This window comes from Microcystis sp. M165S2 (assembly GCF_020245885.1).
GTDB lineage: Bacteria > Cyanobacteriota > Cyanobacteriia > Cyanobacteriales > Microcystaceae > Microcystis.
On sequence record NZ_JADBTZ010000373.1, the window covers coordinates 1 to 21,457 of the forward strand.

Consider the following 21,457-nt stretch of genomic DNA (forward strand, 5'->3'; position numbering starts at 1 on the left):
GCTTGATAATCTGCGCTTGTTTTCAAAGCATGGTGTAACTCAGTCATGGTTAGAAATGGCTGATGTGAAAAGAAGGCTTGACGGTTTAAATAGACAGCACAATTATAAAGATTCTTTGATAAAAATGCCAACTTATCAAATGCTAAAAATTCATTTTTATTAAATTTGATTAGATGTCTTTGAACTAATTTCATGCTCTTCCTCCAAGCAATTGATTAAACATTCGGTTTTTCTTGTTCTTCGTCTTATTGAAGACAGTCGAGCGCAAAATCCCTTTTTCTTGGCATAATCTGATAGTTTCATTTGAACTGTAAGGTAAACTTGCACTAACCACAGTAGCAGTTGTTTGCTGTTATTTGCGTATATTTTCTACAAAACTTTACAATACCAGCTGCAATGTGGGGGCGCAAAGCTCGCGCCCCTAATCTAAGGTCGAGAAATAACAGGCTGATGGCTGATAGCTTAATGCTATAAATCTTCTTCTACCAAAGCCTCGACCCGTCCTGTTTTGACCGCTTCCACCAAAGCGGCGTGATCTCGTTCTGTCTGCTCGGCATAAGCGATCGCAAACTCGCCCATCGCTAGATCGAACTGATCTCCTTTCCCCAAATAACCGCTAATGGTGGCTGCGTCTCCAGATTTAGCGTGGGCGCGGGCTAAGGTCCAGCCACAGAACTCGGCGTAGCGTTGCAGTTGGACAGCCGACACTCCCTCAATGGGTAGGGAAAACTTCATATCCCGCAGTTGCCGTAAATAGAAGTCTTTGCCCCGTCTTCCCTTGGTCCAGCCTAAAAATATGTCGCTAGAGGATTGCATCAATCTCTGGCCTGTAACCACCCGTTGTCCCTGATTTTCGTACTGGCTCTTGGCGGTATAGGGTTCAAGAACCGAAGGGCAGGCTTCCTTAACTTGTAGGATGAGGGGATGGTTGTCTTCCGAGAAAAATAGGGCGATATAACATCTAGTGCCGACACTGCCAATGCCTACCACTTTCAGGGCAAAGTCCTCTAACTGGTAGCGATCAAAGAGAACCCGGCGTTCCTCCGGCAGGGATTGGCGATAGTCTTCCAGACCCTCGCGCACGAGAGTCTCCCAATCCGGTTCGTTGACATGGTAGAGAATGGGCGGCTGATCGACAAAGCGATTGCGTCCCCCGGTTTGAGTGACGATCTTGGGGTAAAGATGTTCGATGATGCGCTCGCGGGCTTTTGCCATCATCTGTTCCCGTATCTTCCGCGTCTTTTCGTCGGGAGCCATCTCGATCGCCTGTTCTACTCCTATGCGCGTGTACCATATCTCTAACGGACTGAGGCGAGAATATTCCCGCAGGTGTTCCCGATAGGAACGAGCGCAATCGATCGCCGCCGCCTTCGATTCTTGATCGGATAGATCGCTATCCCTGCCGGCGATGACAAAGCTGACCACTAGACGCTTGAGATCCCATTCCCAAGGTGCGGGTAGGGTTTCGTCGAAATCGTTAATATCGAAGACTAAATTGCGTTCGGGGGTGGCAAAAAATCCGAAGTTCAACAGGTGGCAATCCCCGCAGGCCTGCACGATAACGTCGGTTTTGGGAGTGGTGGCCAGATCGTAGGCCATCAAAGCAGCGGAACCGCGCAGGAAGGTAAAGGGACTCCGCAACATTCGTCCGTAGCGGATAGGAATCAATTCCTGTAATCGCCCTCGATTTGATGCTTCGATGATCTCGATCGGCTCTCGACCAGCTGCGGGGGGTTGCCAGATAGCGTGGCTAGAACGCGGCAATCGCTCCCGCAGGGATTTACCGATCTGGATGCGTTCTTCCCGTGAACGGAATCGAGCTTGAGAAGATGAGCGGATCGGGGTTTCTATTTGGTGGTTCATAGCGACTTTTTCCCCTGAATGAGATTACATCCCTTGCTGTTAGATGACTAAATGAATACAAGCAATAGGAAATAGATAAGTCAATAGTGATGGTTCCCCGAATGGGATAACTTTCTAACATTTGCCCCTTTAGAGATAGCTTCTGATGCTCGGTTCAACAATTAATCTTCACTCGCTTCTTATTCGGGGAAGCTCAACATTATCGATGATACATTTTTTCTGAAATGGCTATCTCTTAAATTTGCTTAACTTTTAGCCCAATGGCAGCCCTACTACTTCGATTATATCTTGCTCAAAAATTGCTGGCGGAATGCTCGTAACAAAATTTTATCTAATGTTCAGCCTTCGGCCAGGGGCTAAAATCTCGCTCTTTTGTGGGGAAAAGGGGGGTATATTCCACGTTAAAGATAAGATATGCAGCGGTTGCTTTATTCATCTGGCACAGCTAATTCCTTATGGGATAAGCTTTTCGGCGTGGAGAATGTACCAGACCAATCCTGAATCCGCCGTAAATACCCTTAAAATTGATGAGCAGGAGTAAATATTACCAGTTAAAGGTTCGCTGCTATGAAATTCCGTCAATTGATACAGGCCACAGAAAATAAATACAATCGGCTGCTGGCAAATCTGCTCTCGCTCTACATTATTTACCCATTTTTAGTATATCTACCCCTGGGAGATTGGCTGATTTTCTTTTTCTTCTCCCTCTCTCTGATCATCGCAGTCTATCAGATTGATCGAAGTAAATTGGCTTTAAGATTTAATATCAGTCTGTTTTTAATTGCCCTCCTCCTGCGAGCATTCAGCACGATTATCCCTATTTATAGCGATTTTAACCGTTGGTTCGAGCTATCTAGTACGTTAATTTTTCTAGCTTTTATTGGTTTATGTGTGTACTCGATTTTACTAGAATTAATTCCCGCCGAACAAGTCACGTCTGATATTATCAAAGGGGGAATTTGTGTCTATTTTCTCTTAGGATTTTTCTGGGCGGCCGCTTATAATATCATCCAGATTTTCGACCCCGATTCCTTTAGCTCCGCCGCTAAAACCGTCAACCAAGCGGATCTACTTCATTTCAGCTTTACTACCTTGTCCACGGTGGGTTACGGTGATATAGTTCCTGCCAGTAAAGTCGCTAGAGTTCTAGCCAATTTAGAAGGAATGACTGGAGTTCTCTATCCCGCCGTTTTTATTGCCCGTTTAGTCAGTTTACACAATGGTCGTTAACCAAACAGCAATTCTCATTTTAAGGTTTCATGACATTAAAACCCTTGCACATAGAGGGGTTAAAATTCTTTAACGAATCTCTAGATCGCTGAAACAACGCACAATCGTTTCAAAATGAGAATTGCTGGAGCAACATTAACGTTGCCCATCACCCGCCGCAGATAACCTTGAACGCCCAGCAGATAATCTTTGGGCGGTCGGCGTGCATGGGGGTTGTTAGGCAGCATTTAATTGCATGACCTTCCTCCCCTGCTTTGATACTCTGGGCTAGGAGCAATACCTTCAGCAGCAACTCTTTGCAGTGTCCATCCACTAGCAAGAGCATTTGTCCATGTTGCCCTTCCTGATGAATCAATGTCTCTACAGAGCATCCTTCGGTATAAGCCATTAAGTTTGTTCTGGGCTTCAGGACTCTCTGCAATTGCACGCCGGACTTGAAGGACAGTCCTCCCACTGTTTAATTCTCTAGTCCAAGTATCCATTCCTGAAGGATCTACATCTCGCTCTAGAATCTCTCTGTAAATCTGAATGACAGCTTGCCTACTTTGATACTCTGGGCTAGGAGCAATCAGCAATTCTCATTTTAAGGTTTCAGGCTCTTCTAGGTTGTGTGTGATAAGTTTAACTTACATAGGATTGATCGATCTTTGTGTCCTTTGTGTCTTTGTGGTTCGTTCCACCCCCTCTCTAGGAGGAATGTATCTTAGAATACATTTTACCCACCAAATCCAAGAGAGCCGGTTTCATGACATTAAAACCCTTGCGCCTAGTGGGACTTAGGCGTTTTCGGTCAGCAAAAAAGGCTCAAACCATTACCGGACAAGGGGTTAACCTCGATTTGTGATTTTCATTGATATATCTGGGTTTCAGCGATTTTGGGCTTCTTGAAGTAAATCCCAAGCGGGGATTGGGGTTGAGGCTTTTCTTGATTTGTTTTTTGTCTAAGTCCCACTAGAGGGGTTAAAATTCTTTAACGAATCTCTAGGTCGCTGAAACAAGGCAAAATCGTTTCAAAATGAGAATTGCTGAACTAAAACAATCGATCACGAGTTTGCTTCTAATCGGTTTCTTCTTCATCAATAATTGCCGATCGATCTAATAATAATAAATCTCGTAGGCGATCGGTATCTAATTCTGTTAACCAATTTTCTCCAGCATCTACGGTTTGTTCCGCTAATTGTTTCTTGCTTTCGATCATCTCATTAATGCGTTCCTCTAGGGTTCCCGTACAGATGAATTTATGTACCTGAACATTGCGTTTTTGTCCGATACGGAAAGCGCGATCGGTGGCCTGATTTTCTACGGCTGGATTCCACCAACGATCGATATGAAAAACGTGATTAGCGCGGGTTAAATTTAATCCTGTTCCCCCCGCTTTGAGGGAGAGAATAAAAATCTTTGGTCCTTGGGGATCATTTTGAAAGCGCTCGATCATTTCTACCCGATCTTTCGTTTTGGTAGAACCGGAGAGAAATAATATTTCCTCGGCTAATTTTTTCTGGAGATGGGTTTGTAGGAGTTTTCCCCACTCGGCAAATTGTGTAAAAATTAAAGCTCGATCGCCTTCTGCTATCACTTCCTCTACCATGGCTTCTAAACGTAATAATTTTCCCGATCTTTGACTGGTTTCTAAACTATTTTCTTTCAAAAAGTGAGCGGGATGATTACAAATTTGTTTTAGTTGCATTAGCAAGGTTAAAATTAATCCATGTTTCTGAATTCCTTGAGTTTCTTCAATTTTCTGGAGCGTTGTCTCGACTAATTGTTGATAAAGTTGTCCCTGTTCTTTCGATAAACCACAAAAAATATTCATTTCCTGTTTTTCTGGTAAATCTTCAATAATATTTTTATCGGTTTTTAATCTCCGTAAAATAAAGGGACGGACAAGGGAACGTAAATTATGCAGGGATTCTTGATCGCCGTATTTTTCAATAGGAAGGGCAAAACGACGCTGGAAAAATGTTTGAGTTCCTAAAAAATTGGGATTGAGAAAATCCAAAATTGACCATAATTCCGTCAGGCGATTTTCTACGGGAGTTCCCGTTAAGGCAATCCGAAATCCTGCGGGTATTTTTCGCACTGCTTGGGATTGTTTAGCCGTAGAATTTTTAATATTTTGAGCTTCATCTAAAACTAAACCTTGCCATTGTACTGCTTCTAAACTGGACAGATCGCGATAGATTAAAGGATAACTGGTAATAACAACCGATTTATTTTTTACCTCTTGAGCAAAAGCTTGACCTTTTAATCTTTTTTCGCCATGATGCACAAAAACAGCCAGGGTGGGAGCGAATTTTCTTAACTCATGTTCCCAGTTATTGACCACAGAAGTGGGAGCCACCACTAACACAGGATTAACTAACATATCCTGTTCTTTTAATGCTAGTAAAAAAGCGATTAATTGCGGGGTTTTTCCTAAACCCATATCATCGGCTAAACAAGCACCTAAACCCCACTTTTCTAGGAAAGCTAACCAACTAACTCCCTTGATTTGATAGGGACGTAATTCCCCCCGAAATTCCCGCGGTGGGTTGATTAATTGAATCCCTTGATTGTTATTTAAATTATCAATTAATTCCTTTAATGCTCCCTCCGCTTGGAAATTGACTACCGGCAGTTTAGCAATTAGATTATTATCTCCTGAACTCAAGCGCAGAGCATCTTCCACCGAGAGATTAAGGGGCGCGATGGTATTATTTAAAATTGCCTGAGCTGCTTTGACATCGGTTGGTTGTAGGATTAACCATTTGCCCCCCACTTCCACCACTGGCGATTTTTTCTCTAATAACTTATCAAAATCTTTTTTCGATATTTCCTGTTCCCCTACCACTAATTTAAGCTGAAAGTTTAATAAACTGGTTAAACTTAATCTTTCTCCTTTTTTGGGGGTGACAGTGGCAGCAATCTTAATTCCTAATCTTTGTTCATTACTACCAGCAGTTAAACCCGTTGGCAAAATTACCCCTAATCCCTGCTCTTGCAATTGCCAAGCGATCGAGCGAATAAACTGATAAACTTCGATCGAATCAAGAGAACATTCCTCCGGGTGTCTCTGCTCTAAACTAATTCTAATCGGTTCGTACAATCGCGCCGCTAATCCCAATCCTTTTAAGAGAATTTCCTGAGGATTATTGACAACTCTTTGATAACTATGATAACTTTCTTTGCCCTCTAACCAAATCAACTTGGCACTAATGAGAAATTCTTGATCATCTAACGCTTGTAAATAATAGGTTAGTTTCCACACTGTTCCTAGACTGGGAGGTTGTAAGGATAAACAAACACGGTATTGATTCTCGATTAATTGGCGATTATTGCCATTAACTAAACTTTCTTGGATAGGAAAAACCCAGTTATTATAAGCATTTTCTAGACGCTGTAAATTCTTGGCTTCTAAAGCAATGTCATGATGATCACCGCTTAAAGATTGTAGCCAGGGTTTCACCATCAATGAGGGGGAAATATTAACACCACTATCTATCTTTTGTCGCAAACGAGCATCGACAATATTTTTCAAGCAATCGAGAATAATTATTTGTGGTTCGCTATTTTCTTGATAGGCAAGACAGACCGGGGGGATGGTTTGGATAAACTTAGCTAAACGAGTGCGATCGATGGTACTATCTAGCAGCGGATACCAGCAACTTTCACCCTGATTTATTCCCGCTAAAAATTTCCCCCTTGCTAATAAATCTAAACTCCAACGGTGCAAATACAGCCAAAATCTTAGATCATTGCCGATAAATTCGGCCTTAGCTAGGGGTAATTTCTCCCATAACCGCACTATCATCCCCGCAGAAAAAGTTAATCCCGATACCTGCCATGGTTGCCAAGACAAGGATTTAGCTGTGGGTTCGAGAATTTGTCCCGACAGCAGCGGTAAAAAATATTTTTTCCTTGGGGGGGAATAACTAGGGAGACTGAGCTTGATTGATTCTGGAGAACACCGGTCAAGCTGAGGAGAAAATTTCTCGATAAATTGGGATAATTGCCCTGATTCTAGACAAAAAGGATGATTTTCCTTTGTTTCACTTAATTCCTTCCCTTGCCACTGTTCACCCCAAAGAAAAAAAACACTATCTTGCGAACGAATCAGCCAATTACCGTGTAGAGTAGTCATTATGAAATAGGGAAATTCCTCTAAAAAACCTGCTGTTGAAAAGGTAACAAATCTCGTTTGTCGCTTCTTCTGACCTTAAGAGCCTCTAATCTTCTATTTTAGTGGACAAGGGCTGATTTCTCAAGCAGAATCTAGTTCAGCGATTAGCCCCGATCGCATGGTTATTATCAGTAATAATAAATAGAGTTATTTTTCAACTATGTACAAATCGATCGCCCTCACCCTCGTCCTCAGTCTTCCCCTTAACTTGTCCCTAGTTGGTCAGACGGAAGATTTAAACCATCTACAGCAATTATTATCCACCCGAAAATGTCCCCAATGCGATCTGAGCGGTTCGGGGTTAGTGCAATCGAATCTAGCTGGGGCAAAATTAAATGGGGCCAATCTCGTCGGGGCCAATCTTAGTCAAGCTAATTTAAGTGGGGCGGATCTGAGTGGGGCAAATTTAACCGGAGCCTCTCTTTTTGGTGCTAATCTCACTGGAGCGAACTTAACCGGGGCAATCTTGACGGGTGCGGATTTAAGAGGTACTTATCTCAATAATGCTAACCTCGACAACACCAAACTAGACACTGCCTATGTACAGGGTGCGGTGGGAATTCCCAGTAGTGCCGGTACTCCTGAACTATTCTACGGACTAGGAATGGTGGAAGGAAAACAGGGACGCACCAGCGCCGCTATAGAAAATTTTAATAAGGCCTTGACAATTAACTCAGAATATGCTCCAGCTTATCTGGCCCGGGCCATGGCTCACTATCGTCTGGGACAAAATGCGCTAGCAGCCCAGGACGCTCAAATGGCTTCGACTCTCTTTCAACAGCAAGGTAACACCCCCGGTTACGAAGCGGCAGAGAATTTTATTAAAGGCATGGAAATCGCCCTAAAACCGCGAGAACAGGGTGGTGGCAACGCTCAATTAGACCAAATGGTGCAGGGGATTGGTTCTCTGCTCTTACAGTTTGTTTTACCCGCTTTGGGACTGTTTTAATCCTCGTCCGCTGGCTCTTCTAAATGTTCCGAGACCGCGTAATAAAGGTCAAGAACATGATGATCGGCAAGACGATAAAAGACTCTCCGTCCCTGTTTTTGGTATTTAACTAATCTTAAGGCTCTTAGGGTTCTTAACTGGTGGGATACGGCCGATTCACTCATCCCTAAATCGTCGGCTAAATCACAAACACATAATTCTCGTTTGGCTAAAAGCGATAGAATTCTTAGGCGGTTGGCATCCCCCAAAAGGCTGAAAAATTCGGCCATTTTTTGGGCTTTTTCTAGTTCTAATCCCTGCAAGTTCTGGAATTTCCCCTCTTGGTGATGGGATTCCCCGCAAACCGGTGCTATTTTCTCTATGGCCATGTTTTTTCCCGATCGGTTATTAATTCCGATACTTTCCCCTTCTTCCCAATAACTAGGGTTTGCTGAAAGGTTTTTAGATTTATTCGGCAAACCCTAACTAAATTTAACCGCAACCACAGCCCTTGTGTCCACAGCCTTTTTCGTTAACGTGACCATCGGCACAAGCTTGGCAACAGTAGTATTGATCGTTTTTTTCGATGGCATCGGCGATCGATACTACACACAAACAGGATTCACAAGCACATTTCATGGTGGTGACAGCGATCATGGTTACTACCTCTGAACTTCTTTACTGACTTTAGTATAACATCTGAACAGATGTTCATGGATTGAATAAAGTTAAATTTTTCTGAAATTCAGACAGGAAAGTTAGAGCAGTCATCTCAAGGGTGAGGTGGGAAGTTCTCCTTGATCAGTGATCAGATTTGAGTTTTCAGTTTGCATATAGAGCTTTTCACGTTACTGAGGTATCGACAAGTTTTGCCAACAAAGAGTTTAAGCCCCTTGCCCATGCCTCATTCTGATGAAAACTGCTATATATAGTCTAAGGTAGAAAAAAGTTAAATACTGACTAAACCGCCCAATCATAACAACTGAGCCGACAAATTCTGATGTTATTAGCATTAAAACAACTAACTGTTACCCCAGGCGACCGCCTGTTGTTAACTTCACTCACTTGGCAAGATTATGAAAAAATTCTTGACGAATTGGGAGATCGACGGTCAATTCGTCTATCTTATAGTCAGGGAACTTTAGAAGCAATGACTCCTCTTTTTATTCATGAAAATACCAAAGTTTTAATCGGTGATTTGGTTAAAGTTCTCCTGGATGAATTAGAGTTAGACTATGAACCCGCTGGATCGACAACCTTTAAAAATCAGCAAATGGATCAAGGAATAGAACCAGATGAGTCTTTTTATATCGAAAATTGTGCTGCTGTCAGGGGAAAAAAGCGACTTGATCTGGCTATTGATCCCCCTCCCGATTTAGCAATTGAGATTGATATTACTAAGCGAACCCGATTTAATAATTATCAGCGATTGGGTGTTCCTGAATTGTGGCGATATAATGGAGAGAGACTGGAAATCAATGTTTTGCAAGGATCAGAATATGTTGAATCTTGCCAAAGCCGACTATTTCCTCAATTTAATCTAATAGAAAAAATTCCAGAAACGCTACAAAATAGTCAAAAAATAGGTAGTGCCATGGCATTAAAACAATTCCGAATTTGGGTAAAGCAAACGCTTAATCCCTAACTTCAAATCGAGAACGAAGTCAGGGAACTTTTGCCGATGATAATTTAGGGGTTACAGTTTTCGCTTTAAAGCCGCACCTATTCCTAATACTCCTAAACTCAGTATTCCTAGAATTGATGAAGGTTCGGGAACGGAAGTGACAGGAGGTTGATCGATTTGATTAATTTCAAAATCACCTAATAATATTCCTGATAGTGGCGGTCGATTAAACGTAAAAGAGATGAATGTTGAATTTAAGCTATTCCAAAATAGATTTCCTCCATTATTATCAGCAGTAGATGTAACGACTCCAGAATTAAGCTGGTAAACTCCATCAACGCTAGTTGGAGATACTGAAAAATTGCTGAGCGATTCAAAAGTATCTAGATCTCCAACACTAAGACGTAATGTTGAGATTGTGCGACTGAAATTCAGCGATGTAATGATGCCAGAACTCCCAAAATCCCCAATATTTGCAGCGGTTTGATCCCTGCTGAGAGCAGTCGGTGATGTACTTATTGTGACTGCTGTTCCATCAGATAAAACAGTGTTAGCCGTACTGATAACATTAGGAAAAGGACTAGGAATCCAGGAAAAATCACTAACGATTGTGGCAGCATTGATTTGAGTAGGTGTGATCGCAAATGAACTAACAGCAATAGCAGAGGAAGCGATCGCAACTTTTAATAAGTTTTTCTTACCCCCCCCGCAAAATCAATCAGTTTTACTAATGTTATGATTGAAAAGCCTCCGGAGAATTAGATTTGAGTGATTGTTTAGTTGTATAGTAGTATAGTAACGAAGCTTTCTGGATTGCTCAGGGGAAATTTAAGTAAGTCTTTGGGATCGCTTTAGGAAAGTTAATCATTGGATAAAATCAATGCTAGGGAATATTTAAGGATTTTTTGAGGGCAGTTTGAACTTGGTTTAGGATGTCTGAGGGTAAAATGCCTAGTTTAGGATTGAAAAACGGACTGGTTGACCGTCGCAATCTTGTCAGTTCTGATTACAGAGGTCTTTTTTAAGCCTGTTTGTGAGAAGTTGGGATGTCCTTCCCTAACCAATATCCAAGTTTCCCACCACTCTCCAGGGGGGATTTTGGAGAAGATTCCCAGGATGATTTGTTCTTCTCGATGTACAGCTAAAACTAGCGCGGGTCTGAGTTTTGTGGTGCTAAGGTCGCTGAAGGGAAAGCGAACTAACCAAATTTCGGCAGCTTTAGGGTTGGACATTGTAAATATCTTCCTCTGGGTCGTTCCATTCAGGAAAGCCTGTTTCTGCTAGTTTCATGAGGGTGAGGGTTTCTAGCTTGTCTTCGAGGTCTTCTAAGAGAGAAATTTGTTCTGAGAGGGGAAGTTGATAGACTAGGGTTTTGATTTCTTCAAGGGTTAGGGTGGAAATCATAAGACTCTGGGGTTGTCGAGATATACATTTATGTCAAGCAAACGCTTAATCCCTGACTTCAAATGGACAACGAAGTCAGGGAACTTTTGCCGATGATAATTTAGGGGTTACAGTTTTCGGTTTAAGGCTGCACCTATTCCTAATACTCCTAAACTCAGTAACCCTAGAATTGATGAAGGTTCGGGAACTGATCCGGGAAGAGTACCCTGTATAAAACTATAACTGCTTATCTCCGCTAGTGCATTAGTGTAACCCGTTGCATCGCCAAAGAAAAGTCCGTCGGAAGCATTTGGGGTAACTCCACTCAAAAGCGCTAAAGTGGCAATCGGCAGGTCGTCAATGTATAATTGAGCGTTTCCGCTGTTAAATGAACCTTCCAAGCGATAATTATGAAACACGGTATTGTCAAATGATCCTGGCAGTATTTGAAATGCTGAAATGCCGATTGCGTCAGTCCCAAACCCAACCGTAAAACGTTGTGATGAACTATTGATGGTTAATCCGAAACCAAAGAAATTTTGAGGATTTAGTATAAATTCATCTTGAAGCACTCGTGATCGCCAAGATAAGGTAAAAGGCTGAGTCGTGTCAACGACATTCGCTAACGTATAGCCGTTAACACCATCACCTGATCCTAATGTATTTTGAGTGAGGACACCGTTACTGATAGAAAACACATTTGTCTCCGTTGCTGTATTACCATCTACCAAATACGTCCATCCTTGTGAACTTGGTAAGGTATTAAAGTTCAAGGTGACGTTAGAAGCGTTAACAGGTACAATCACGAAGGTACTAACAGCTAAAACAGAGGATGTGATCGCTATCTTGGATAAGCAATTGTTATCTCTCCCCCCCCCCACAATAAATAAGTTTTGCTAATGTCATAACCAGAAAACCTCATTTAAATGAATATTACCTCTCAATGATAACCGTTTAGTGTTTAGGGACTTGCGCTTTGATAATGTACCATCTGGCTGGTCTGGTTCTTCTACAGAGCGATTTTCAAAGCTGGGATATTATTCCTACGCAAGTCCCTTACTGCTCACTGATTACTGTTTACTGTTTACTGTTTTTAGACGCGGAACAGCCTACCAGCGATCGCCAGCCTCATAAATTGCTAAACGTCCGACACCTATATCTAATCCGGGAGAATTATCCCCGGGGGGATAAGCAGTAATTCCAAACTGATAGACACCACCATAATCGGGATTTCGTACTGGTTTCAGACCGATAGAAACGGTATTACCGGGGGGGACAGGAGGATCAAAAATGACCGTGATCGTCTGAGTATTGGGGTCAAAAGTAGTGGATTTTAGGGTTAATTTTTCGCCGCGCTGATTGCGATCGCCAAGAAAAGCAAAGGTTTGATCAACAAGAAAAGCAATAGTTTGAATATTAGGCTGCTGTTGTAGGGTTACTTTGCCCAAGGGCGCCCCGAGGGACGGCGGCAGAGCGATGGTAAGATAGTATTTTGCTCCCCAAGCACGCACGGATTGGAAAGTAGCGGAGAAATTAACCAGAGTGGGAGAACTCTCAAAAAATACTCTGCCATCGGGAAATTGTCCTGCGAGGGAAACAGAAGCATCAAAAGCGAGTATAGCAATCAAAGCGAGTTTAGATAGACTTTCAGTCTGTTTTAAAGGCAAAAAAGGAATTTTCAAGGTAAAAGCTACTATAAAATATTGATTGTCAAGGGGAATTATAGCAAATTCACTTAACCCTCAACCGCTGCCATTATCAGTGATCAGTGATCAGTAATCAGTGATCAGTAATCAGTAATCAGTAATCAGTGATCAGTAATCAGTAGTCAGGAGACAGGAGACAGGAGATTATTTTTATTTATACTTCCCACACCCTACACCCTACACCCTACACCCCACACCCTACTCCCCACACCCCACACCCTACACCCCACATCCTAACCCCCAACCCCTAACCCCCAACCCCTAACCCCCAACCCCTAACCCCCAACCCCCAACCCCCACACCCCACACCCCCAACACTTAACCCCCAACTTGCAATGTATCTCGAACACCTGCACCTTCACAGTTTTAGAAATTATGCCGAACAGTTGCTAAAATTCGAGTCCAAAAAAACAATATTATTGGGCAATAATGCTCAGGGAAAATCCAATTTACTAGAAGCGATCGAACTTTTGTCCACTCTCAAGAGCCATCGAGTCAGCAAGGATCGGGATTTGGTGCTAGAATCTGAATCAGAGGCGAGAATTTTTGCTAGGGTTAATCGTCTTTATGGAGCATCAGAATTAAGTTTAATTCTCCGTTCTTCCGGTCGTCGCACCGTGATCCGCGACCGTCAACCCCTGCGCCGTCATCTCGATTTTTTGGGCGTGATTAATGCGGTACAATTTTCTAGTCTCGATCTGGATTTAGTGCGCGGTGGTCCGGAAGCTCGCCGAGATTGGTTAGATACTTTATTAATTCAATTAGAACCCCTATACGTTCATATTTTACAGCAATATAATCAGGTTTTACGACAAAGAAATGCCCTCTTAAAAGAGATTCGTAAACAGGAATTAGAGGGAAAAGTTTATGAGGATTTATCCCAACTAAAACTCTGGGATTTACAACTAGCAGAAACTGGTTCAAGAGTAACGAGAAGAAGGGCGCGAGTCCTGCAAAGATTAATTCCTTTAGCCCAAAAATGGCACGAAAGTATTAGCGGAAAAACCGAATTTTTAGAATTACAATATATTCCTAATGTGCCTTGGGTAGAAGATGATGTCAATGGGGTACAAAGGGCTTTTTTAGATAAGATTGAAACCCGTCGTTTGGCAGAGAAACAGCTAGGGACATCGGTAGTCGGTCCGCACCGGGATGAAGTGGATTTTTTAATTAACCAAAACCCCGCTAAATCCTACGGTTCCCAAGGACAACAAAGAACCTTAGTTTTAGCCTTGAAATTAGCGGAATTACAGTTATTGGAGCAGATTATCGGGGAACCTCCCCTACTACTCCTCGATGATGTTTTAGCGGAATTAGATATCGAACGACAAAATCAATTATTAGATGCGATCGAAGATCGTTTTCAAACTTTAATTACCACCACTCATCTCAGTTCGTTTGAGTCCCGTTGGTTGCAATCTTCCCAGATATTTTCTGTCAAAAAGGGACAGATTTTTTATTAGCCTATAGCCTCTCTTTATTTTGCTCTTTGTCTGTATATACCCATAATAACAAAACAGGCCTGCGGCCTGTTTCACTGTTAGATTAAGAATAGTTAAGCCTACCTAATCTCGCGGACTACCGGCTTACCGTCGATAATTTCACCGACGAGAATCAGATCAGCAACCCCGACAAATAAACCATTTTCTAAAACCCCCGGCATATTATTAATAGTTCTTTCCAAATCAGCCGGATCATCGATACTATCAAATTTAACATCGATAACTAAATTGCCTTGATCTGTCACCACGGGGCCAGCTTTTTTCACTCCCATGCGCAGGGAAGGTTTACCACCGAGTGCCTCCAATTTTCGCATCACCGGAGTCATGGCCATGGGTAACACTTCCACCGGCAAAAGAAAAGTCGATCCCAACTTATCCACCAGCTTATTGCCATCCACTACCACGACGAAAATATCGGCGAGACTATCGACAATTTTCTCCTGAGTATGGGCAGCACCGCCGCCTTTAATCAGATTTTTCTGGGGATCCACCTCATCGGCCCCATCGATAGCGATATCCATCTTTGCGATGACATCGAGGGTAGTGAGGGGAATTCCGTACTTCCTAGCCAAAACTTGCGCTTGAAAAGAAGTAGGAACCCCGACAATATTGCTGATTTCCCCGCTTTGCAGTCTAGCGCCCAGATATTCGATCGCGTAGGCCGTCGTTGAACCAGTTCCCAATCCCACGACCGAATTAGATTGAACTAGATTAGCGGCCGCTTTACCGACCTCCTGTTTCATGAGAATGACCGGATCGATTGCTGTCATGATGCACATTCCTAAAAGCGATATTTTGAACCTCTTAGTTATCGGCTATCCGTTGCCCTCTTGTCAATGGAATTAGGGATTAGTGGCCTGAGCTGCTAACATTTCCTTGAGTTTAGCCAATTCATTGGCCCAACGGGGATCTGGCTGTAAAGCGTCACCATCGCCGGTAACTTTCGGGGTACTGCTGCCACCCCGTTCACCCTTGCGTTTTTTGCCGCTGCCGCCGCCACTGGATTTGCGCGGTGCTGCCGTCGTCGGTTTCGGAGTCGGTCTTTCGACTTTTTCTGGGGTTTCTACGCTTGCCTCTGTGCCTTCTGCTTCTTCCCCTTCTTCTTTACCTCCCTTGCTGCGGGGGAGAGCTTTCTCGATTTTGATCGGGTTTTCCATGAAGGATTGACCGTTGTATTTTTCGATAAACTGGTCAGCTAGTTCATCGCTAGGGACGGTAACGAAGGCAAAACCGCGACATTTGCCAGTTTTGCGATCTTTGATGACTTTAGTGGTAATCGTATCCCCTTCATCGGCAAAAAGCGCCTGTAATTTTTCGCGCTCGACGGATTCTTTGGGCAAATTACCAACGTATAGACGAACGGACATGATGGATTCCTCCAAGTATAGGTTGATGTAAAAACTTGTGCGACATTCCGTGCCTGTATGCTGATTTTTTTAAGGCAAACAGAGCTAAGGAGGATGTTTCCCAGCGATAAGCTTGTAGTTTCTGCACGATAGCGGCTGTGGCCGTCAATTTCGACTATCCTTAACGATTTCAACGAGAGGTACGGAATCTAGGGGTTACGTTTTTTAGCTGTTAACAGGGCTAATCATTCAACTTACCCGATTTATGTCGCTCTATTCGATTATTACAGAATGTTTACACAATTTGTCAAATATTTTCTCTCGCTCCGGGCTGCGATGGAAAAAATAAGTATAACTACTTAAGTATTTGTTCACAGTAAGCAAAATTTTATTAAAACTCTTGCTAAATGTATCATTATATGCTTCTTTCCTTTTGGCGGCAGGGTATCCTAGCTAACGGGAGGGAAAAGCAAAACCCTCTCTACAGATACATTGACACTTTGTCAAGTATTTGTTACATTAGTTAAAAAAGGTGCTACCAATCACCGATCTCGCTTGTTATCAACCACTGCCTTCATCAAGGAGGAACACCATGTCTCAACCGATCGAACTTTCCTTAGAACAACAGTTCAACATTCGTTCTTTTCAGACTCAGGTAGAAAAAATGAGTCAGGAGCAAGCGCAGGATTTCCTGATCAAGCTCTACGAACAAATGATGGTCAGAGAAAATATGTACAAAGCTTTTCTCAAACACCAGTGGGGTCTAGATTCTAATCCCTGGGCTCCCCAATAACTCATTTCACCCCTGCGGGCGACCTCTTTCTCCGGTTGGGTTTCTCCGGAAACGAGCTAGGGATGCGGGGCGCATTTCTTCACCTTTTTAGCTATTCTTAGGGAAGAATAACCGAATTGCAAGGGGTTAATTTATGTTCGAGCGCGCTTTGATCTGTACAGAGCTTTTCGATGGTCTCCATCGTCTTGTCCATTGTGTGCCACACTTAGCCCTAAGCGGCTTAAAACAAGTTATCTTCCTCCACAGTATTCCGGTTTGGGAACAACCCACCCTCGCTGCCGTAGATCAAGCGAAAATTGACGCGGCCAAAGAAAAATTAGCCCCAGCTTTAGCAAATATTCCCGACGGTATGACAGTTATTGTCGAAATCTCTAACCGTCGTCCCGTGGATGCCGTGCGGGAAGTCCTCGCTAATCACTCTATTGACGTGATTTTGATGGGAAATCCCATGCGCGGTGCTGTCCAAGAAAAATTATTCGGTAGTACCAGTTTAGCGATCGCAGGTATTACCGATATTCCGCTGCTGATTTTCCGACCGCAATTATTATCAGTTTATACTCGCGATGAATTGGCCCTGCGCTGTCAACATCTCTGGAAACATTTATTAATTCCCTACGATGGCAGTCCCGACGCGATTTATCTAATTGAACAGATAGAAAAATACGCTCAAACTCGATCCCCCGGCTCTTTTGAGCAATGTCTTCTCCTCCGGGTAGTGGAAAATATCAGTCGCGATCCCGGTGTCACCGAATGTCGCTTAAATGATGCCCGTCAGCAATTAGAATCGGTGCAAGTGCGACTAGAAAAACTCGGTTTGCAAGTACAGAGCGAAGTGCGACAAGGAACACCTGTATTAGAAGTTTTGACAGCAGCAGAAGAAAATGATATCAGTGCGATCGCTGTAGCCACTTCCCATCGTTCTAATATGTTGGAATGGTTAGCAGTGCGTCGGATTAATGAAGATATTCTTCATCAACTGTGGTTCCCCTTATTATTTTTCTCACCGAAGGGATAGGCTCAAATTCCTAACAGGTTAAACAAATAACCCACCCCGATAATACCGACGGTGACAAGGGAGATAAACACTGTTAAGAGGGGGATTTTTAACACCTTTCTCAAGATAATCATTTCCGGTAAAGATAGGGCAGTAACAGCCATAGTAAAAGCTAGGACTGTACCCAGGGGAATGCCCTTACTAACCAGTGCTTCCGTTATGGGTAAAACTCCCGCAATATTAGCGTATAATGGCACTCCCATCACCACTGCTAAAGGCACAGCAAAGGGATTGTTTTTTCCTGCCCAATTAGCGATAAAATCGGCAGGAACATAACCATGAATTACCGCACCCACAGCAATACCAATCACCACATATAACCACACGGATTTAAAGATTTCTACTGCTTGATATTGTCCCTGTTGAAAACGTTGTTTCCAAGTCAGAGCTAGTTCCTCGTCTTCCTCTTGAGGTTGATAACTTTTTTGTAATTCCCAGACAAAAGGTTCCACCCATTTTTCTAGTTTTAATTGACCGATAATATAACCGGAAATAATCGCTAAAATTAAGCCAAAGCCAATATACAATAAAGTCACTCTGAAACCGAATAAACCCCAAAGTAAAATTACCGCCACTTCGTTAACCATCGGAGCAGAAATTAGATAGGAAAAGGTTACTCCCAAAGGGACCCCCGCTTCTAGGAAACCAATAAATAACGGTACAGCAGAACAGGAACAAAAGGGGGTAATAACACCAATACAACCCGCCAAAATATTACCCAAAAAGCTGAATTTTCCTGCCAAGAAATTACGGACTTTACCCGGATCGAGAAAGCTTTGCAAAGTTCCCACAAAAAAGCTAATTGTTAACAATAATGTCAGAACTTTTGGTACATCGTAGAAGAAGAACCGTAGCGACGAACCGAGGGAATAATCAAGGGATAAACCAAAGATTCTCGTTACTAATTGCGTCGCTAACCAATCAAAGGGATAGAAGGGGTCAAACATAATTATATTACCCCGAAAAAAGAGAATTATTACGGTAATAAAGATTGAATTTGTTCGGGGGATAAAACCCGACCTTTACTAACCACTTTACCATTAATTACTAAAGCGGGGGTGGACATTACACCCCGTTTAGCAATTTCGATCGGATCGGTAATATGGGATACTTGAGCGGTGATACCTTGAGCGGTGACAGCCGATTTAGCATTAGCTTCTAACTGCTGACATTTTTTACAACCTGTCCCCAAAATTTCCAGATTGATAGTATTCATACCTGTCAAACTCCTTAACTTAATTGCTCGATTAATCCGACAACTTTAGCCTTAATTTCATCGCGAACTCGGCGAAAAGTTTCCATGGTTTGACCATCGGGATCATCAATTAACCAATCCTCGAAAATTTCCTGTAAAACCCATCCTTCCGGCAGATTGACACCGCAACCACATAGGGATATAACGGCATCGTAATCTTCGGGATTAAAATCCCTAATTGGTTTAGAAGTTTGGTCAGTAATATCGATACCAATTTCCTGCATAACTTCGATTGCTCCGGGGTGAACTTTGGCCGCTTCTAATCCGGAACTGGTGACGGCAATTTTACCCGCGCCCAAAGTTTTAGCGAAACCTTCGGCGATTTGGGAACGACAGGAATTTTTTCTACAGGCAAACATAACTTTTTTCATGATTTTAACTCCTAGAAATTGATTTAATTAATAGCTTTATGGGCAATTGTGGACATTTCTTGGGCAGCTTTTTCCTTCCTTTCACTATAGCGATCATTCAGATAATCTACCTGATCTCGCAGGAGAATGGTAAACTTATAAAGTTCCTCCATCACATCAATAACTCGATCTCGATAGGGGGAATCTTTCATCGTGCCATCCTCATGAAACTCCTGATAAGCTTTAGCCACAGAAGATTGATTAGGAATAGTAAACATTCGCATCCAACGACCAAGAATTCGCAGAGTATTAACCGCATTAAAAGATTGGGAACCTCCGCTTACTTGCATGACTGCTAAAGTGCGGCCTTGGGTAGGTCTAACCGCACCAATACTTAAGGGAATCCAATCAATTTGGTTTTTGATAATGCCGCTAATATTACCGTGAAGTTCGGGAGATGACCAGACTTGACCCTCAGACCATTGACTTAATTCTCGCAATTCCTGTACTTTGGCATGAGTATCGGGAACACTGCCATAAATCGGCAACTCACGGGGATCAAAAAAGCGCACTTCTGCCCCCAATTCAGTGATAATTCTGGCAGCTTCTTCTGCTAATAAACGACTGTAGGAACGTTGCCGCAAAGAACCATACAGAAAAAGAATTCTTGGTTTGTGAGTCGATTGGATCATGATTACCAACAAGCAGAACTTATTTAAAGTCTCGGAAACCATCGGATAGTAGGCCGTAAATAATTACAGCTAATTGAGCGCCTAAAATCGGTGCTATCCAGTAAACCCAATGGTGTTGCCAAATTCCTGCCACGAAAGCAGGCCCCAGAGAACGCGCTGGATTCATACTGGCACCGGTAATCGGCCCCATAAAGGCCGCTTCTAGGGCCACGGTTAAACCGATAGAGATGCCAGCAAAACCAATAGGGGCGCGACGGTCTAAACCAGAGCCTAAAATCACTAGCATGAGAATAAAGGTGAGAATGGTTTCAATACAGAAAGCTTGTCCCCAATTTCCCTGTAAAGGCAGAGTTGCGCCCAAATTTCCCACTCGACCCAGACAAAGCACAAGAGTGGCAGAAGCGAGAATCGCACCGAGACACTGGGCGATAATATAGGGAATTACCCAAGATTTTGCGAAAAAGCCGCTTGTCCAAAAGGCCAGGGTAACGGCGGGGTTAAAATGAGCTTTACTGATATGACCAAGAGCATAAATCAGGGCCGCTACCACCGCACCGAAAACCATACTGATACCGAGATGGGTAATTGCACCATTGCTGATTTGATTGACCATTACCGCCCCTGTTCCCGCGAAAATCAGGATAAAAGTCCCCAAACATTCCGCTAGACATTCCCGCACACCTGACCGTTTTAAGAGACGAAAAGATGAGCGAGTTTGGCTCAAAGGCGCGATCGAGAAGGGTTTCGGCATAACAGACAATCGATCGAATTAACCCGATTATATATCAAAAAAAGTTGATATGTCAAGGTTAAAAGCCATTTATAAAGCTTTAATATTTCTAAAAATCTTGATTGGTTACTGATTTTCCCCGCAGGTACGAGCGGGGACGAGGGCTGCAAAACGGCGATATTCGGATAGATATTCTTCTAGGAGAAGAAATTGAGATAGATTTAGGCTGTAGTAGATCCAACGACCTTCTTGACGACTGCGGACTAAATTGGCTTCTTTTAGGGTTTTTAGGTGAAAAGATAATTTAGATTGGGCGATATCGAGATGGTCGCGCAATTCACAGACGCATAATTCCTGATGTCGCAACAGTTGCAGAATTTGCAGTCGCAGGGGATCCGAGAGTGCCTGAAAACCAGTGTAAATTTGGGTTAACGAGTCGGGAGATGTGGCCAGAGAGTTGAACATTGAGATGGTCCCTCGGTGGGAAGGAAATAGGAAAGCGGAAAAATTCAGAATTGCAACAAAACTTTATGTATTTTTGTATCGAATCAGGAAAACCAGCGAATCATCCCCTGTATTATAGACAATGGTTTTGACCAGATTAGCCCTTAAAATCATTGTAAACAGGTTAGGAGACATCATGGAATTATTTGCGGCTCTCAATTTAGAACCTATTTTTCAACTCACCTTCGTGGCGCTAATCATGTTAGCTGGCCCCTTTGTCATTTTCCTACTAGCTTTTCGTGGGGGCGACCTATAAAAACCGCCTCCCACCCATTGTTATTCGTGCTTTTTTGACTTCTCTCCTCTCTAGGGAGAGATTTTTTGTCTAAAAGTCGGGA

General features: G+C 42.9%; 26 protein-coding genes and 2 pseudogenes. 7 read left to right on the plus strand and 21 right to left on the minus strand.

All coding sequences use genetic code 11. The features are described from left to right. The 3 genes and pseudogenes from IM479_RS18430 to IM479_RS18435 all read right to left on the minus strand — a co-directional run. Nucleotides 1-194: pseudogene (locus IM479_RS18430) on the minus strand (RNA-guided endonuclease InsQ/TnpB family protein); the annotation flags it as partial. Then, nucleotides 160-270 (minus strand): annotated as a pseudogene (locus tag IM479_RS22820) (IS607 family transposase); the annotation flags it as partial. The pseudogenes IM479_RS18430 and IM479_RS22820, both read right to left, overlap by 35 nt. Nucleotides 271-468: 198 nt before the next feature. Continuing rightward, nucleotides 469-1,863 (minus strand): DUF2252 domain-containing protein, encoded by a 1,395-nt coding sequence (locus IM479_RS18435; RefSeq protein ID WP_287685229.1) that lies wholly within the window; start codon nucleotides 1,861-1,863, stop codon nucleotides 469-471. Between the two features lie 567 nt (nucleotides 1,864-2,430). Between IM479_RS18435 and IM479_RS18440 the strand changes: the two genes are divergently transcribed. After that, nucleotides 2,431-3,093: a potassium channel family protein gene (locus IM479_RS18440; RefSeq protein WP_287685230.1), complete on the plus strand. Its 663-nt coding sequence runs from the start codon at nucleotides 2,431-2,433 to the stop codon at nucleotides 3,091-3,093. Between the two features lie 80 nt (nucleotides 3,094-3,173). On the opposite strand, the gene IM479_RS18445 is transcribed toward IM479_RS18440, so the two are convergent. The 3 genes from IM479_RS18445 to IM479_RS18450 form a co-directional block, all read right to left on the minus strand. Further along, complete coding sequence (locus IM479_RS18445) at nucleotides 3,174-3,320, minus strand: hypothetical protein (protein ID WP_287699529.1); 147 nt, start codon at nucleotides 3,318-3,320, stop codon at nucleotides 3,174-3,176. Further along, entirely contained in the window at nucleotides 3,321-3,668 is a 348-nt protein-coding gene (locus IM479_RS22825; RefSeq protein ID WP_353737559.1) for a DUF4214 domain-containing protein, read from the minus strand. A 482-nt stretch (nucleotides 3,669-4,150) separates the two neighbouring features. After that, nucleotides 4,151-7,213: a sll1366 family intein-prone helicase gene (locus IM479_RS18450; RefSeq protein ID WP_287685231.1), complete on the minus strand. Its 3,063-nt coding sequence runs from the start codon at nucleotides 7,211-7,213 to the stop codon at nucleotides 4,151-4,153. Nucleotides 7,214-7,412: 199 nt separating this feature from the next. Between IM479_RS18450 and IM479_RS18455 the strand changes: the two genes are divergently transcribed. After that, nucleotides 7,413-8,201, plus strand: coding sequence for a pentapeptide repeat-containing protein (locus IM479_RS18455; RefSeq protein WP_287080199.1), 789 nt, complete (start codon nucleotides 7,413-7,415; stop codon nucleotides 8,199-8,201). On the opposite strand, the gene IM479_RS18460 is transcribed toward IM479_RS18455, so the two are convergent. Next, nucleotides 8,198-8,569, minus strand: coding sequence for an ArsR/SmtB family transcription factor (locus IM479_RS18460; RefSeq protein WP_286824748.1), 372 nt, complete (start codon nucleotides 8,567-8,569; stop codon nucleotides 8,198-8,200). The genes IM479_RS18455 and IM479_RS18460 overlap by 4 nt on opposite strands. 103 nt (nucleotides 8,570-8,672) lie before the next feature. After that, nucleotides 8,673-8,837, minus strand: a complete 165-nt coding sequence (locus IM479_RS18465) for a metallothionein (protein ID WP_158200921.1) — start codon at nucleotides 8,835-8,837, stop codon at nucleotides 8,673-8,675. 343 nt (nucleotides 8,838-9,180) lie between these two features. Between IM479_RS18465 and IM479_RS18470 the strand changes: the two genes are divergently transcribed. Beyond that, nucleotides 9,181-9,825 (plus strand): Uma2 family endonuclease, encoded by a 645-nt coding sequence (locus tag IM479_RS18470; RefSeq protein WP_287685232.1) that lies wholly within the window; start codon nucleotides 9,181-9,183, stop codon nucleotides 9,823-9,825. Between the two features lie 51 nt (nucleotides 9,826-9,876). Here the strand turns inward: IM479_RS18470 and IM479_RS22830 are convergent, their stop codons facing one another. The 5 genes from IM479_RS22830 to IM479_RS18490 all read right to left on the minus strand — a co-directional run bounded on the left by IM479_RS22830 (nucleotide 9,877) and on the right by IM479_RS18490 (nucleotide 12,869). Continuing rightward, nucleotides 9,877-10,479, minus strand: coding sequence for a PEP-CTERM sorting domain-containing protein (locus IM479_RS22830; RefSeq protein ID WP_353737560.1), 603 nt, complete (start codon nucleotides 10,477-10,479; stop codon nucleotides 9,877-9,879). Between the two features lie 281 nt (nucleotides 10,480-10,760). Next, the gene (locus IM479_RS18475; protein ID WP_287685233.1) at nucleotides 10,761-11,036 is read right to left on the minus strand and encodes a type II toxin-antitoxin system PemK/MazF family toxin; all 276 of its coding nucleotides are present in this window, start codon (nucleotides 11,034-11,036) and stop codon (nucleotides 10,761-10,763) included. Next, the gene (locus tag IM479_RS18480; RefSeq protein WP_002761554.1) at nucleotides 11,023-11,208 is read right to left on the minus strand and encodes a hypothetical protein; all 186 of its coding nucleotides are present in this window, start codon (nucleotides 11,206-11,208) and stop codon (nucleotides 11,023-11,025) included. The genes IM479_RS18475 and IM479_RS18480 overlap by 14 nt, the downstream gene beginning before the upstream one ends. 107 nt (nucleotides 11,209-11,315) lie before the next feature. Then, a complete protein-coding gene (locus IM479_RS18485) occupies nucleotides 11,316-11,993 on the minus strand; it encodes a PEP-CTERM sorting domain-containing protein (RefSeq protein ID WP_287685234.1) in 678 nt (225 codons plus the stop codon). A 303-nt stretch (nucleotides 11,994-12,296) separates the two neighbouring features. After that, nucleotides 12,297-12,869, minus strand: coding sequence for a DUF2808 domain-containing protein (locus IM479_RS18490; RefSeq protein WP_287685235.1), 573 nt, complete (start codon nucleotides 12,867-12,869; stop codon nucleotides 12,297-12,299). Nucleotides 12,870-13,228: 359 nt separating this feature from the next. Between IM479_RS18490 and recF the strand changes: the two genes are divergently transcribed. Further along, nucleotides 13,229-14,356 carry a DNA replication/repair protein RecF gene (recF, locus tag IM479_RS18495; RefSeq protein WP_287685236.1) on the plus strand — a complete coding sequence of 376 codons (1,128 nt, stop codon included), beginning with the start codon at nucleotides 13,229-13,231 and terminating at the stop codon, nucleotides 14,354-14,356. A 98-nt stretch (nucleotides 14,357-14,454) separates the two neighbouring features. Here recF and rpiA read toward each other — a convergent pair whose 3' ends face one another. Both rpiA and IM479_RS18505 read right to left on the minus strand, forming a co-directional pair. Continuing rightward, a complete protein-coding gene (gene rpiA, locus IM479_RS18500; protein ID WP_002757733.1) occupies nucleotides 14,455-15,165 on the minus strand; it encodes a ribose-5-phosphate isomerase RpiA in 711 nt (236 codons plus the stop codon). A 72-nt stretch (nucleotides 15,166-15,237) separates the two neighbouring features. Further along, nucleotides 15,238-15,762, minus strand: a complete 525-nt coding sequence (locus IM479_RS18505; protein WP_287685237.1) for an RNA recognition motif domain-containing protein — start codon at nucleotides 15,760-15,762, stop codon at nucleotides 15,238-15,240. 571 nt (nucleotides 15,763-16,333) lie between these two features. Between IM479_RS18505 and IM479_RS18510 the strand changes: the two genes are divergently transcribed. Continuing rightward, nucleotides 16,334-16,534, plus strand: coding sequence for an NblA/ycf18 family protein (locus IM479_RS18510; RefSeq protein ID WP_002739006.1), 201 nt, complete (start codon nucleotides 16,334-16,336; stop codon nucleotides 16,532-16,534). 133 nt (nucleotides 16,535-16,667) lie between these two features. Next, a complete protein-coding gene (locus IM479_RS18515) occupies nucleotides 16,668-17,549 on the plus strand; it encodes a universal stress protein (protein WP_287685238.1) in 882 nt (293 codons plus the stop codon). A gap of 2 nt (nucleotides 17,550-17,551) precedes the next feature. On the opposite strand, the gene IM479_RS18520 is transcribed toward IM479_RS18515, so the two are convergent. From IM479_RS18520 to IM479_RS18545, 6 genes are all read right to left on the minus strand, one after another. Further along, nucleotides 17,552-18,535 (minus strand): permease, encoded by a 984-nt coding sequence (locus IM479_RS18520; protein ID WP_287080214.1) that lies wholly within the window; start codon nucleotides 18,533-18,535, stop codon nucleotides 17,552-17,554. Nucleotides 18,536-18,564: 29 nt separating this feature from the next. Next, the gene (locus tag IM479_RS18525; protein WP_287685239.1) at nucleotides 18,565-18,804 is read right to left on the minus strand and encodes a thioredoxin family protein; all 240 of its coding nucleotides are present in this window, start codon (nucleotides 18,802-18,804) and stop codon (nucleotides 18,565-18,567) included. A 14-nt stretch (nucleotides 18,805-18,818) separates the two neighbouring features. After that, nucleotides 18,819-19,214, minus strand: a complete 396-nt coding sequence (gene arsC, locus IM479_RS18530) for an arsenate reductase, glutathione/glutaredoxin type (RefSeq protein ID WP_287080250.1) — start codon at nucleotides 19,212-19,214, stop codon at nucleotides 18,819-18,821. Nucleotides 19,215-19,237: 23 nt separating this feature from the next. After that, entirely contained in the window at nucleotides 19,238-19,885 is a 648-nt protein-coding gene (gene arsH, locus IM479_RS18535; RefSeq protein WP_287685240.1) for an arsenical resistance protein ArsH, read from the minus strand. A 19-nt stretch (nucleotides 19,886-19,904) separates the two neighbouring features. Continuing rightward, nucleotides 19,905-20,636: an MIP/aquaporin family protein gene (locus tag IM479_RS18540; protein ID WP_287685241.1), complete on the minus strand. Its 732-nt coding sequence runs from the start codon at nucleotides 20,634-20,636 to the stop codon at nucleotides 19,905-19,907. Nucleotides 20,637-20,741: 105 nt separating this feature from the next. Continuing rightward, on the minus strand, nucleotides 20,742-21,080 hold the full coding sequence (locus IM479_RS18545; RefSeq protein ID WP_287685242.1) for an ArsR/SmtB family transcription factor: 339 nt from the start codon (nucleotides 21,078-21,080) through the stop codon (nucleotides 20,742-20,744). A gap of 175 nt (nucleotides 21,081-21,255) precedes the next feature. Between IM479_RS18545 and psb30 the strand changes: the two genes are divergently transcribed. Then, nucleotides 21,256-21,375 carry a photosystem II reaction center protein Ycf12/Psb30 gene (gene psb30 / locus IM479_RS18550; protein WP_002736367.1) on the plus strand — a complete coding sequence of 40 codons (120 nt, stop codon included), beginning with the start codon at nucleotides 21,256-21,258 and terminating at the stop codon, nucleotides 21,373-21,375. Nucleotides 21,376-21,457 lie beyond the last annotated feature (82 nt).

Excerpts from the sequence above, each read along its gene's own strand:
- IM479_RS18435 (WP_287685229.1), bottom strand. The coding sequence starts at position 1,863 with ATGAACCACCAAATAGAAACCCCGATCCGCTCATCTTCTCAAGCTCGA.
- IM479_RS18440 (WP_287685230.1), top strand. The coding sequence starts at position 2,431 with ATGAAATTCCGTCAATTGATACAGGCCACAGAAAATAAATACAATCGG.
- IM479_RS18445 (WP_287699529.1), bottom strand. The coding sequence starts at position 3,320 with ATGCTGCCTAACAACCCCCATGCACGCCGACCGCCCAAAGATTATCTG.
- IM479_RS18450 (WP_287685231.1), bottom strand. The coding sequence starts at position 7,213 with ATGACTACTCTACACGGTAATTGGCTGATTCGTTCGCAAGATAGTGTT.
- IM479_RS18455 (WP_287080199.1), top strand. The coding sequence starts at position 7,413 with ATGTACAAATCGATCGCCCTCACCCTCGTCCTCAGTCTTCCCCTTAAC.
- IM479_RS18460 (WP_286824748.1), bottom strand. The coding sequence starts at position 8,569 with ATGGCCATAGAGAAAATAGCACCGGTTTGCGGGGAATCCCATCACCAA.
- IM479_RS18465 (WP_158200921.1), bottom strand. The coding sequence starts at position 8,837 with ATGATCGCTGTCACCACCATGAAATGTGCTTGTGAATCCTGTTTGTGT.
- IM479_RS18470 (WP_287685232.1), top strand. The coding sequence starts at position 9,181 with ATGTTATTAGCATTAAAACAACTAACTGTTACCCCAGGCGACCGCCTG.
- IM479_RS18475 (WP_287685233.1), bottom strand. The coding sequence starts at position 11,036 with ATGTCCAACCCTAAAGCTGCCGAAATTTGGTTAGTTCGCTTTCCCTTC.
- IM479_RS18480 (WP_002761554.1), bottom strand. The coding sequence starts at position 11,208 with ATGATTTCCACCCTAACCCTTGAAGAAATCAAAACCCTAGTCTATCAA.
- recF (WP_287685236.1), top strand. The coding sequence starts at position 13,229 with ATGTATCTCGAACACCTGCACCTTCACAGTTTTAGAAATTATGCCGAA.
- rpiA (WP_002757733.1), bottom strand. The coding sequence starts at position 15,165 with ATGACAGCAATCGATCCGGTCATTCTCATGAAACAGGAGGTCGGTAAA.
- IM479_RS18505 (WP_287685237.1), bottom strand. The coding sequence starts at position 15,762 with ATGTCCGTTCGTCTATACGTTGGTAATTTGCCCAAAGAATCCGTCGAG.
- IM479_RS18510 (WP_002739006.1), top strand. The coding sequence starts at position 16,334 with ATGTCTCAACCGATCGAACTTTCCTTAGAACAACAGTTCAACATTCGT.
- IM479_RS18515 (WP_287685238.1), top strand. The coding sequence starts at position 16,668 with ATGTTCGAGCGCGCTTTGATCTGTACAGAGCTTTTCGATGGTCTCCAT.
- IM479_RS18520 (WP_287080214.1), bottom strand. The coding sequence starts at position 18,535 with ATGTTTGACCCCTTCTATCCCTTTGATTGGTTAGCGACGCAATTAGTA.
- IM479_RS18525 (WP_287685239.1), bottom strand. The coding sequence starts at position 18,804 with ATGAATACTATCAATCTGGAAATTTTGGGGACAGGTTGTAAAAAATGT.
- arsC (WP_287080250.1), bottom strand. The coding sequence starts at position 19,214 with ATGAAAAAAGTTATGTTTGCCTGTAGAAAAAATTCCTGTCGTTCCCAA.
- arsH (WP_287685240.1), bottom strand. The coding sequence starts at position 19,885 with ATGATCCAATCGACTCACAAACCAAGAATTCTTTTTCTGTATGGTTCT.
- IM479_RS18540 (WP_287685241.1), bottom strand. The coding sequence starts at position 20,636 with ATGCCGAAACCCTTCTCGATCGCGCCTTTGAGCCAAACTCGCTCATCT.
- IM479_RS18545 (WP_287685242.1), bottom strand. The coding sequence starts at position 21,080 with ATGTTCAACTCTCTGGCCACATCTCCCGACTCGTTAACCCAAATTTAC.
- psb30 (WP_002736367.1), top strand. The coding sequence starts at position 21,256 with ATGGAATTATTTGCGGCTCTCAATTTAGAACCTATTTTTCAACTCACC.